This is a genomic window from Sporosarcina sp. CAU 1771 (assembly GCF_054482775.1).
Map to the genome: position 1 here is coordinate 57,042 of NZ_JBTLRN010000018.1, position 11,639 is coordinate 68,680.

Genomic DNA, 11,639 nt, shown 5'->3' on the forward strand with positions numbered 1-11,639 from the left:
GCAATCTATTTGTTCAGTCAATAAATGATAACAAGGGCACCCAAACGTTATTTATCAAAAGAAAAAGGGTATACTTACATAGGTACAGTAAAGGAGGTTTTTTCATGGATCGAGTGAAATTGATTAATCTTTATGGTCAAGGTATTACTGATTGTGAAACAAGCCCTTTTGAAATGCTTGAAACCTTCCATATTCGAAGCGAGTTGCATCAGTTACCGCTAACGAAAGAAGAAAAAAAGATGGTAGCTTCCTACGATATGAAATTATTAAGTAATGCTGAACAAGTTTTTGAGCACACGAGTAAAGCCTATGACTTTTCGACATCCAAAGAGACCATGGACGAATGGTGGTGGCATTTAGATTTACTACTAAATGGTGAAATTCTATTCAATGCCACTTCTCTTTATGATGATGTGATTTAACACCGATTCCTTTTTTAGTGCCCGCCACTAATTTAATGCCTGTGCACCACACAACTTCAACACAATTTTGAATTGTGTCTAAATTGTGTGGTGCACAGGCATCTTTTCACAATTCATTTTTCTTAACCTTTTTGATAACGAACGTTTGATATTTTTCTTGTACTACCGGTAAATGGAAATGACCATACGCACTCGTACTAAGTGGACAGATTTGTTTCGTAATCACGTTACAAAGGTAAACAAAAATAAAACATCAAGATGGGAGGATAAGCAATGGCGAACGTAAATTATTGCCTGTGCACCACACAACTTCCAAACGATTTTGAATCGTTTCTAAATTGTGTGGTGCACAGGCATCCAAAAGTGCGAAATAACCAACCAAGGACTGTCCGAAAAAGCAGCATATCCGCCCGGTTGGACGTGGAAAGCGTGCCTCTGCAGTAAGCTATTCTGAATTCGGTTTTGCACCACACAACTCCAATTATTTGAAAGTGCGCAAATGGTACAATAGAAGATAGAGAAATTGTACATAAACGAGGTGCGGAAACATTGAGATTGAATCAGTATATTAGTTCTTCGGGATTTTGTTCTAGAAGACAAGCGGAGCGATACATTACTGCTGAAAAAGTTCTAGTGAATGGCGAGATTGCGCATCATGTTTATTTTGTTCAAGATAATGATCAGGTCGAAGTAGATGGTCATAAAATCAAGAAAAATTCTAAAGATATTTATATAATGCTCAATAAACCAAGCGGGATTACTTGCACAGCCTCTCCTAACATTGCTAATAACATTATTGACTTTGTATCCTATCCTGAACGCATATTTCCAGTTGGACGTTTAGATAAAGAAACTGAAGGTCTGATTTTATTAACAAATGACGGAAGCGTTGTAAATAAGTTAATGAAAGAAGAAAATAACAATGAAAAAGAATACATTGTAACAGTCAATAAAAAAATCACCGATACGCTTATAGTAGGGTTATCAAACGGTGTAGATATTTACAATCCAAGAAAAAAAGGCTATACACGAACAAATCCATGCCCTGTACTTCAGCTGGATGCGTATACGTTTCGCATCGTGCTTTCACAAGGATTGAATCGACAAATCCGGAGAATGTGCAGACGTTTTCAATATACAGTTACTCATTTACAAAGAATTCGAATCAAGCACATTCAACTGGGTTCATTAGAACGCGGTCAATGGCGTCACTTGACTAAAGAGGAAATAGCTGGGCTTGATTGAGTGCGCCTGTGCAAGATACAACTTAGACACGATTCAAAATTGTCTAGAAGTTGTGTGGTGCACAGGCATCTTATTGGGTTTTCACAACACTGCACCACACATAATTCGACCTATTAGTGGAAGACTATGTTTTTGTGGAGGTGTATAAATGGATGAAAAAGCAAATCTTACTTGGTGGCAATTATCTCTAATTGGGATTGGCAGCATGATTGGCACAGGGTTTTTCCTAGCATCAAGTATAGCGATTCAAATGACGGGTCCTTCAGTCATCTTGGCTTTTATCATGGCTGGAAGTGCTACATATATCGTTTTTGAAGCACTCGCAAAAATGTCCGTAAAAGATCCCCAGAAAGGATCTTTTCGTACCTATGCCAAAAAAACATATGGGCGTTGGGCTGGTTTTAGCAGTGGTTGGGTGTACTGGAGTTCAGGAATGTTAATCATTGGTAGCCAACTTACTGCTATTTCGCTACTCTCTAGATTTTGGTTCCCTACAGTTAAATTGTGGATATTCACATCCATTTATGCCGTTTGCGGTCTGATTGTCCTCTTTATTGGCGCGAAAGCGTTTGGAAAATTAGAAAGCGTATTTGCTGTTATGAAAATTGCCGGGATTTTTATGTTTATTGTCATTGCAGTCTTAGCACTTATAGGGGTACTCGACGGAAATCTAAAGGAAGGCATTCCTCAATCTGTCGGCGAGTTTTTCCCAAAAGGAATCATCGGGTTTTGGAGCGCACTAACCTTCGCCTTTTATGCGTATGGAGGAATCGAACTAATGGGCGTAATGGCTATCCATCTTAAAAATAAGGACGATGCTCCCAAGTCTGGAAAAGTACTGTTAGGGCTACTTGGCATCGTTTACGTTTCCGCCCTTTCGTTAGCGCTACTACTGCTGCCATACGATAAGTTCAGGGAAAATAAAAGCCCATTTGTTGAAGCTTTGTTGGGTGTGAGTCATATCGAGTTTTTTCCACATGTATTTACTGCTGTCATTATTATTGCGGGGTTTTCAGCGATGTCAGCATCCCTATTTGCGGTAACAACAATCCTTCAAACACTATCAGAAGATGGAGATGCCCCAAAGATATTTAGCAAACAAACGAAAATGAAATTAGAAATGCCACTACCTGCAGTTTCATTAACATCTATCGGACTTGTTCTTTCTATTGTTACCTCTTTAGTATTGCCTGATAAAGTGTTTGAATATATAACGACAGCCGCCGCATTGATGCTTCTTTATAATTGGCTTTTAATTTTAGTGATGTATCACAAATTAATTGAGCCAACTAGAATCGATAAAGTAAAGAGAATGATTGGTATCATTTTAGTCGCTTTGTCCGTTAGTGGTACACTTTTTCATCAAACAAGTCGTCCTGGTTTCTTGATCAGCTTAGGATTCCTTACAGTTATCGGAATGATCGTCTTGTCGTTACGAAATAAATGGAAGAACGAAACCACTCAAAATACAGTTTGATACGCTTGGTACCCAAAGTATACGCCAAATCCAATCATAAATAAGGAAGATATAATGGAAATCACCTTCAACAGCCTAATCGATACTAATTTGCGAGCACCACTAGATATCATGGCGATGATTGTATCCCATAAGAGGACGCCTCCTATAATGGCCACACTATTGATGATTAATTGATAACCTGAAAAATTTCCAGCATTCTCTGCTAGAATCGAACCGTAGATCCCTAGCCAAAAAAGAATGGATAGCGGATTTAACAATGCAATCAAAAAACCTGAGAATAGGGAACGTCTGAGACGAACTTCCTTACCGAATTTTAGCAACAATGTAATTTTATGTATCGAAAGTAAACTCTCTACCCCCGTATAGATTAGAACAAAGCAACCAAACAACCAAAGTATTATTTTTACAAGCGGGAACTCAATCATTTGGCCAATTCCCAAGTAGACCATGATCATATATAGAACGTCGGCCGTTAAAGCACCCATACCTAACATCCATGCATGAAAAAACCCGTTTTTAATACCTGTATCCAGCATCGCGGCATTGACTGGACCGATTGGCGCAGCTAAAGATACACCTAAAATCATATAGGCAGCTATCGAGTTCATAACACAGGCCTCCCGAAAAAGAACTTCTTTGCATCCTATTCTTGAGGAGTACCTTGTACAACCAAATCAAAAATTAATGCCTGTGCACCACACAACTTCTAGACAATTTTGAATCGTGTCTAAGTTGTGTGGTGCACAGGCATCTTTTGCTAGTCAACTATACCTTTAAACTTTTACTTTCCAATTCTCTCGAATGAAAGGCGCTCTTCCAGATTGCTCTTTAAAGTTCGAATACTTTTCTGGGTTTTTACGATAATAACCTTGGTGGTAATCCTCTGCGGGATAGAAAGTTTTCGCTTCAACAATCTCTGTAACAATCGGCTTATCAAAACGCCCACTATTAATTAGTTCTTCTTTGGATTGTTCTGCAATTTCTTTTTGTTGCGCATTATGATAAATGATTTCTGTACGATATGAGGATCCCCGACTACCAAATTGTCCGCCTGCATCCGTCGGATCAATTTGTTGCCAATATAATTCTACAAGCTTCTTGTATGGATAGATGGCTGGGTCATATGTAATTTGCACAGCTTCCGTATGTCCCGTAACACCAGCACACACTTCTTCATACGTTGGATTTTCAGTGACACCGCCAATATAACCAGAAATAACCTTTTCTATGCCCGGTTGTGTATCAAACGGTTGAACCATACACCAAAAACACCCTCCCGCAAATGTTGCAACTTCATAATTATTATTAGTCATAAAAATCCTCCTTAGTTTGATGTTTTATAGTACTGACACAATTTCTTTGAAAATAAAAAACGACCTCTTAATAAAAATTAGACGTCACCGCATAATAAGTATTGCGTGCAAAACCTCTTATCTCACGGATTTAGTACTAGAACTGCTGAAATTGGCACCGTTTAAACAAAGCTCAATGGTTGATGAGGCTTCACTGGGTCAGTCCCTCCGCCTCTCTTTATAACAATTTTTAACTATGCTTTTGTGTCGTTCAGTTCATCGTCGTATATTCATACTAGTCTTCATATTCATACTAGTCCCTATATTCCGCCTTGTCAATGGGGTTAGTGATTGGTGACAGTCACCAAACACTAGGGTTGAAGTTTTTCACACTATCATTACAACTTGAATAAGCTATCGAAATCTAATGCCTGTTCACCACACAACTTAGACACGATTCTAAATCGTTCCCGAATTGTGTGGTGCACAGGCATTTTTAATTTTCCAAACTTTTCCCAATATAAAACTGTCGATGAAGTTCGCGTACTTGCTTAGCGAGTTCAGGTACAGGACCGTCTAGCTCAGTATCACGGATAACTTCTTGAATCGGCAAACTACGCACACGCGACTGCGTAACATCCACCCCAAACTCGGTCAACCACTCCACCAGTTGCTCAGACGAACTAACGAAAGCGATACGACCTAAACCTGCCCAACCATGAGCAGCAGCGCACATCGGACAATGTTCTCCCGAAGTATAGACCGTCGCCATCTTTCTATCTTCCAACGTCATGTTCTCCGCCGCCCAGCGCACCAAAGCAAATTCTGGATGCTTCGTATGATCTCCGTCACCAACATGGTTGCGCTCTTCCTTAAGCACCTTACCGTCGGCCGATACAAGGACTGAACCAAATGGTTGGTCCCCGTTTTCCAATGCAATCCTCGCTAGTTCAATGCACCGCTCAAGATGCTTCAAATCTGTATCATTTAACACAATAATCCTCCTTATTCTGTATTAAATATTCATGCCTTTTTACACCACACAGGCATCTTCTTAAATCTCTTCCAAATCACTCACTAACAGAATTTTACTATCTAGATCTGTCATTTTCTCTGTATATTCGAAAGCTAACTCTTTAAACTTCACGCTCTCATCGGCTTGCCCTAATACGTGGGAAGGTCTTGCAGCAGCCTCATAGCCGTATCCAATATAAAACGGAGCAAGATCCGCATCTACACTCACTGATATACATCGTTTCGCATACTTCAAAGCATTCTCTCCTTCGCCTGCCACCGCGTAAACTCGTGAAAGTTGCCAATAGCCTACAGAGAAATTCTTTTCCGTACATTCTTCTGCTTGCGTCCAATACCAGAACGAACTATGACAAAGGTGAATCATCTGTTCTTGATCTTCAGGTGATCTCGTTTCTTTGTCTAGAAAATCCCATACTTGATTAAAGCATATTGCTGCTAACTGTCTATGGGAAAAGACTGGAGTTTCGGTTTCTTTCATTTTAACGAATACCTCACTTTAATTGATGATTTTTACACTTTCATGCCTGTGCACCACACAACTTAGAAACTATTCGAAATCGTGTCGAAGTTGTGTGGTGCACAGGCATCCTAAAATCTATGAAAACTTGATCCGACAATGGGAGCAATTGGCGATGCTTACACTGACTACATTTAATCAGTGGTTTTTGACAAATTGGCTTTTGCCATTCTAAAGCACAAGCTGGTGTATAGCCATTTGTCCCTTTTTTCGACTCCCAACGAAGTGCGTAGACATCTTGTCTCCCTTGGAATAAACCTCTCAAAAGATTGACTTTCTCTTCTAAAGAAGATTGCTTACTTAAAATTTTTCTAGGGATATTGCTATTTTCCTGCTTCATCATCTTGACCAATAACTGCTTTAAATACTGATTCTCTCGTCGCAATTTCTCCATTTCATGATCCATCGTTGCACCCCTCCGATTTACATGTTCGATATAATTAGGATACCCTAATCAAGTAAATAAATATCAGTACACTAAAGTGATAGGATTATACCCCGCAATAAAACTGTGGCAGCCATTGACTTTATTTAAGCCGAATTGTATATCGTTTTGAATCTTATTTATTTCTCAATATTTTTCAAACATAGAAGTCGTTTTTTTATAACGAAAATGTTATAATCTATGTGTATTACTCATCATATAGAAGGGTCAGGGCATAATATGACTTATGAGGTGATCTTCTTTGAAGATAATCGTGGGTTTTCTCCTGTAAAAGATTTTTTAGATAAACTTAATAAACAAGCTTCTCATGATAAACAAGCTAAACAATTGCTAAAAAAAGTTGTGTTTTATATTGAGATTCTAGAGCGTTCCGGCAGTCGTTCTGGTTTACCTTATACTAAAAATATCGGGAATGGTATTTGGGAACTACGTCCTAATAAGTATCGAATATTTTTCTTTATGTGGGAAGGGAACAATATTGTATTACTGCATACTTTTGAGAAGAAAACTAAAAAAACGCCAAAGCTAGAAATTCAAAAAGCTCAAAAGGAAATGACTGATTGGATCGAGAACGGCAAACAACGTTTCAAAGGTGAATAATTTATACGACTAATAAAGGAAATGATACTTCCTTTTCACAACAATAAGAAACTCAACAAAAGTTTCCAAAACTATAATTTAAACAACATGCAGTTCGAATCGGAAGGGAGGTTTTTTCATGAAATGGGCTGACTATAAGAAACAAATTACAAGTTTAGACCAATCCGAAATTGACCGTATTGAAATTGTCGCCCAACTCGTTCAACGTAGGATTCAACTTGGCTTAACACAACAAGAGTTAGCCGATAAATCCCATTTAAAACAAGCAGCAATCGCGCGTTTAGAACGAGAAAATGCCATACCAAGACTAGATACATTAGAAAAAGTGGCTGGGGCATTGGGCCTTAAAGTTGCTTTAGTCGAAGATCTTACTCCTTTCAACGAAACAAGAGAAGCAGGACATCTGTAAATTAGCACCAAATAGTTAAACTATCCTCAAAACATCCTTTGATTATCGTAATCGAAGGATGTTTTTTATTTCCACTTATTTATTCAGCTATTTCATTAGAAGGTATACAGTTATTTCATCGGGCAGATCCCGTCGGTACTCCTCCATTTTTGTTCCGGAAATAGCTGCCTGTACAATACACAACCCCAACATTAAAATTATTGCCTGTGCACCACACAATTCCAAAACAATTCTGAATAGGGTCAAATTTGCGTGATGCACAGGCACCCCTTCTACTATCTCTATTCAGTAGATCATTAGAGTGAAATTACATAGAACTTGTGTCATAGAGAGGTTATTAATTTGTAAATACTGATTGGTGTTGTGGAACGGTGCCAGTCATCAAAAAAGACACATTAATTCAGACAAACATGACTTTTGAACTTCCATAATTAATTAAGTGATCGGCGCCCGAAGTTATTCGGAAAGTTAACTGCTTAAACTTTGTTTTTCCTTTGTACAAATCGACTTTCATGGGCATGCTAATAAGCGACCGCAACTTAAGGAGGGAATTTAATAATGACATTAGGCAAAGAACTCGAATCATTAAAAGAATTTTACGGTAAGGACCGTTGTGTGCTAAGCGTATACTTAAATACCAATCCTGGTGACCCCCAACAATTGAACGGTGGGTGGAAGATTCATTTAAAGAATGGATTTAAGCGTATCGATGAGTATTTAACGGCTTCTAAAGATGAAGAAGAGGTGAAAGCATTTAACACACTCAGGAAAAAAGTAGAAGAAGAAGTGGAAAGTAATCTGAATAACCTTAGTAAAAGTGTTGTGATTTTTGGGGCTGTTGAGCCTGAATTATGGTCAGTACATTATGTACAAGTTCCTGTAAAAACAAGTTTTCACTGGGAAAACCAGCCGATGACAGAAGAAATGGAGTATATGTACAAAGCTTACCCAGAAGCGGGTATTGTTTTACCAAGTTTTGGGGAGGTACGCATTTTAGATACAGCAATGGGAGCTGTCAAAGAGGAACTTACTTACGAATTCGACTCAAACGTGGAAGGATGGAGAATACGGAAAATAGAAACTGCAAATCATGGTCAAGAAAAGAAAGACAGTGCAGGCCCTACTTTGGAACCTCGACCTAGAAGTAATATAAAAGGGTTTTATAAAGGAATGGAAAAAGTTGTCGAAAAGTTAAAGAAAGAACGCGGCTGGCACGAAATCCACGTAACCGGAGAAACCGAACTAGCCAACGCTTTTGCCGAAACTTTACGAGAAAAACCATCTAGTTGTCTATATAAAAACCTAAATAAAAGCAAAGCGAACGATGTCTTTCACCAGGTGTTCGAAAAATAAACATTTTTAGAATTTTTGTGCCTGTGCACCACACAACTTCGACACAATTCCGAATCGTGTCTAAATTGCGTGGTGCACAGGCATCTTTTTTAATGAGGAACTAAAGTTATCAGCTATGCTACCAACTGTTTGCAACGGAATGACTTCTTTAGACATGTTCCGATGCGAGATTATACGAACTCCCCCAAAGGAAGGGGAAGAAATTTGGTGATTAAATATAAGTTGTAAGGGCATACCCACTAGCGTTGCATAGCAGTAAATTAATGCATGATATTGGGTTAGGTTAGATACCTTAATATTTATTCGCTTTCTATGTTTAAAGTGGTAAAATAGACGTTGCAGCTACATATAGTGGATGGGCGGTTGGCACTCCCTTGAAAGAAAGGGGGTGTTCAAATGATGACATACGATGCAATGAATATGCTTTTTCAATTCGGTATATTCTTAGCCACAAGCTTAACAGCATTGGTGGCGATCATCGCGATTGTCATCAACAGAAAAAAGTAACCTCCCTCCGCTACCGGCTAAGTAGATGAGATGGTTACTTTTTTTAAAACACTCATTACCTCTGGCCAACCGCACTTCATGCGGATGTCAGCTGTATCGACTGGGTGTTGACGCACCCAGTCCTTTTAATTATATGTTTAGTTTATCATAATTATACAGAAAATACATCTGTTTTTGTTCGAATTAAATCGACATCAACATCCCTTCCAAACCAGACAATTTGACCATTGCAATATACCTCATATTCATTTCGTAACTTTTTCACAACTAGAGGCAATTGCTTCACTTCTTGAACTACCCCCGCAATATGTTTGATATAAGTTTCTGCATTTGCCTGAGTTCTTAGCATGGCAGATGCGAAACTTGTTCCTCCCGCTACACGTTGCTCTAGCAACCAATTATTTTGTTGTGACATTTCAATATCGTCCCCTTTCATTTTTTGGTATAGGAAAATTTCTTAAACGTAAACTTTCTAACAAATTAACTAGCCCTACTCACCCGCCGTCCCCTTCTCTGCAATTGATGAGTATTATTCAATATCTCCATCAGAAACGTATACGTCCCATAACACGCCCCCACATCCAACTGCTCTGCATCCGTATGTTCAAACTGATAACCCGCCGAAAGATTTACACTCTCAATGCCACTTTGTGCCCAAATATACGTGTCACTCGAACCACCGGCGACCGTTTTCCACTCACCAAAACCAGATTGTCTAGCAATTCGTTCAAGCCTCACACCAAATTCAGACGTACAAAACGGGTCATACCCTCCCCTAGAAGTCACAATATCACTCGTTCCCCGACGATCGATGACGAAGGTCATATCCACATCCCATAAGAAGGATTTTGTAACTTCCCTAGCACCACAAAGACCGATTTCTTCCTCCACAGTAAAAATGTATTTAACTGTTCCTCTGAAATCACTTTTTCCAACTGACTTCGCAGCCGAAAGGACCACATTCACACCCGCCCGATCATCCGCACCAAGTATCCCCTCGCTACTCATCCAAATGTGATCGTTCTTAATGAGTTCACGGTTCTCAATAATCTCTTCAACCGTATTCAGATGTGCATTCAAAAGTATAGTTTTTGTGTGCGTGTGCATCACACAAATATCACGTAATATCAAATAATTTGAATTTCAGTAGTGCACAGTAAAAAAGCACAAGCATGCATGATCATTTGTTACACAGCTATGCTAAAACAAACTACCATATTTGACACCAAATAATTCACTTGTATATTATAAAGTGGATTTAGTAAATAGTGCCTTATATCATATCCAAATAAATAGCTAGTTCTTCCTCCCATTTACAAGTTTTGCATCGGCTATAGCCTTCAATTGGGTTTCCAAATTTTATACCGGTAATTTCCATAGTTTCTGTTTTACATAACAAGCAAAAACTACCAGGAGGAATAGTTTCTTGCAAATGTTCGAGTAGATCTTTACCTCCATCATATTCATTTATAACTTTAGTGCTTTTTGTAGCGCAATTATCACATTCAAAAATATCAATTTCTTTTACATTAATCGTTTTCGAATAATCAACCAAATGCAATTGACAGTAACCACAGATTCTCAATACAATCAACATCCTTTACATTTAATAAACACGCTCTAACTATAATGAATTAATATTAAGTAAGCAAGATGCATATCAGAAAATTATAAAAGTTAATAAGTTGTTTTTTTCAATTGTTTCATTAAATCTTTTTAATTATCTAAAATCAATTTATTATAAAAAAAAGTACAGTGTCAAATATATTTTCATCTATCAAGTCTAGAATTCATTCGCCAAAATAAGTATCAAATTTAATGAACTAATAATACGTACAAGTATTTTGTCTCTTATAGAAAGTCGGTCACTACTTAATTAATAGTATTTTCTTGATTATTTGTTTTGGATGCACCTTCCAAAAGAAGTGATAATATTAAATTGCAGACCACAATAACAGTCCGATATTATTCTGACCCTTTAAAGTTAAAGTTTTAAAGTGAATTAAAGTCAGTGAATTAAAGTTAATCAATAATAGTAAAAGCGTCTCTTAAAATAATAGAGTGAGTCTATATGCAATTAATAAAGTATGTTTTTGGAATGAAATTATGTACCATTAGCTCTCCAAAATCAATTATTAATTATAAATAATTGATTGAAAATTTATGTTATGCAGTAAAAAGAATTAAGCTGTGTTTTGCAAGAAGAAAGTGCATAAGTTTGCAATAAAAAATACACAAGCTTGCCAGCCTTCATTTTCAATCTTATTTATTACGTGATAAAGCGTTTGTTACTCTAAAACTATCTCCAGTAAAATTCAAAATATGAGCGTGATG

The 11,639-nt window shown here is 37.7% G+C and carries 15 protein-coding genes and 1 riboswitch; of the genes, 7 read left to right on the forward strand and 8 right to left on the reverse strand.

From position 1 onward, the window contains the following. Window positions 1-104 precede the first annotated feature (104 nt). The 3 genes from ACXYMX_RS12085 (at window position 105) to ACXYMX_RS12095 (ending at window position 3,144) form a co-directional block, all read left to right on the forward strand. The gene (locus ACXYMX_RS12085) at window positions 105-422 is read left to right on the forward strand and encodes a hypothetical protein (protein WP_459044491.1); all 318 of its coding nucleotides are present in this window, start codon (window positions 105-107) and stop codon (window positions 420-422) included. Between the two features lie 549 nt (window positions 423-971). Then, entirely contained in the window at window positions 972-1,667 is a 696-nt protein-coding gene (locus ACXYMX_RS12090; protein ID WP_459044492.1) for a pseudouridine synthase, read from the forward strand. A gap of 148 nt (window positions 1,668-1,815) precedes the next feature. Then, window positions 1,816-3,144 carry an amino acid permease gene (locus tag ACXYMX_RS12095; RefSeq protein ID WP_459044493.1) on the forward strand — a complete coding sequence of 443 codons (1,329 nt, stop codon included), beginning with the start codon at window positions 1,816-1,818 and terminating at the stop codon, window positions 3,142-3,144. On the opposite strand, the gene ACXYMX_RS12100 is transcribed toward ACXYMX_RS12095, so the two are convergent. The 5 genes from ACXYMX_RS12100 to ACXYMX_RS12120 form a co-directional block, all read right to left on the reverse strand. Then, window positions 3,129-3,755 carry a LysE family transporter gene (locus ACXYMX_RS12100; RefSeq protein WP_459044494.1) on the reverse strand — a complete coding sequence of 209 codons (627 nt, stop codon included), beginning with the start codon at window positions 3,753-3,755 and terminating at the stop codon, window positions 3,129-3,131. The genes ACXYMX_RS12095 and ACXYMX_RS12100 overlap by 16 nt on opposite strands. A gap of 165 nt (window positions 3,756-3,920) precedes the next feature. Continuing rightward, window positions 3,921-4,460 (reverse strand): peptide-methionine (S)-S-oxide reductase MsrA, encoded by a 540-nt coding sequence (msrA, locus tag ACXYMX_RS12105; RefSeq protein WP_459044495.1) that lies wholly within the window; start codon window positions 4,458-4,460, stop codon window positions 3,921-3,923. Between the two features lie 114 nt (window positions 4,461-4,574). Continuing rightward, window positions 4,575-4,686: riboswitch (SAM riboswitch) on the reverse strand. A 249-nt stretch (window positions 4,687-4,935) separates the two neighbouring features. Then, window positions 4,936-5,433 (reverse strand): nucleoside deaminase, encoded by a 498-nt coding sequence (locus tag ACXYMX_RS12110; RefSeq protein ID WP_459044496.1) that lies wholly within the window; start codon window positions 5,431-5,433, stop codon window positions 4,936-4,938. 60 nt (window positions 5,434-5,493) lie between these two features. Then, window positions 5,494-5,952, reverse strand: a complete 459-nt coding sequence (locus ACXYMX_RS12115) for a hypothetical protein (RefSeq protein WP_459044497.1) — start codon at window positions 5,950-5,952, stop codon at window positions 5,494-5,496. A 40-nt stretch (window positions 5,953-5,992) separates the two neighbouring features. Next, window positions 5,993-6,397, reverse strand: coding sequence for a TOTE conflict system archaeo-eukaryotic primase domain-containing protein (locus tag ACXYMX_RS12120; RefSeq protein ID WP_459044498.1), 405 nt, complete (start codon window positions 6,395-6,397; stop codon window positions 5,993-5,995). A 258-nt stretch (window positions 6,398-6,655) separates the two neighbouring features. On the opposite strand from ACXYMX_RS12120, the gene ACXYMX_RS12125 reads away from it, so the two are divergent. The 4 genes from ACXYMX_RS12125 (at window position 6,656) to ACXYMX_RS12140 (ending at window position 9,305) form a co-directional block, all read left to right on the forward strand. Then, a complete protein-coding gene (locus tag ACXYMX_RS12125; protein WP_459044499.1) occupies window positions 6,656-7,036 on the forward strand; it encodes a type II toxin-antitoxin system RelE/ParE family toxin in 381 nt (126 codons plus the stop codon). Window positions 7,037-7,154: 118 nt separating this feature from the next. After that, window positions 7,155-7,445, forward strand: a complete 291-nt coding sequence (locus ACXYMX_RS12130; protein ID WP_459044500.1) for a helix-turn-helix domain-containing protein — start codon at window positions 7,155-7,157, stop codon at window positions 7,443-7,445. A gap of 558 nt (window positions 7,446-8,003) precedes the next feature. Continuing rightward, entirely contained in the window at window positions 8,004-8,798 is a 795-nt protein-coding gene (locus ACXYMX_RS12135; RefSeq protein ID WP_459044501.1) for a VLRF1 family aeRF1-type release factor, read from the forward strand. Window positions 8,799-9,194: 396 nt separating this feature from the next. After that, the gene (locus ACXYMX_RS12140; RefSeq protein WP_459044502.1) at window positions 9,195-9,305 is read left to right on the forward strand and encodes a putative holin-like toxin; all 111 of its coding nucleotides are present in this window, start codon (window positions 9,195-9,197) and stop codon (window positions 9,303-9,305) included. A gap of 151 nt (window positions 9,306-9,456) precedes the next feature. On the opposite strand, the gene ACXYMX_RS12145 is transcribed toward ACXYMX_RS12140, so the two are convergent. The 3 genes from ACXYMX_RS12145 to ACXYMX_RS12155 all read right to left on the reverse strand — a co-directional run bounded on the left by ACXYMX_RS12145 (window position 9,457) and on the right by ACXYMX_RS12155 (window position 10,890). After that, the gene (locus ACXYMX_RS12145) at window positions 9,457-9,720 is read right to left on the reverse strand and encodes a hypothetical protein (RefSeq protein ID WP_459044503.1); all 264 of its coding nucleotides are present in this window, start codon (window positions 9,718-9,720) and stop codon (window positions 9,457-9,459) included. Between the two features lie 65 nt (window positions 9,721-9,785). After that, window positions 9,786-10,412 (reverse strand): M28 family peptidase, encoded by a 627-nt coding sequence (locus ACXYMX_RS12150; protein WP_459044506.1) that lies wholly within the window; start codon window positions 10,410-10,412, stop codon window positions 9,786-9,788. Between the two features lie 166 nt (window positions 10,413-10,578). Then, window positions 10,579-10,890: a hypothetical protein gene (locus tag ACXYMX_RS12155; RefSeq protein ID WP_459044504.1), complete on the reverse strand. Its 312-nt coding sequence runs from the start codon at window positions 10,888-10,890 to the stop codon at window positions 10,579-10,581. Between the last annotated feature and the right edge of the window lie 749 nt (window positions 10,891-11,639).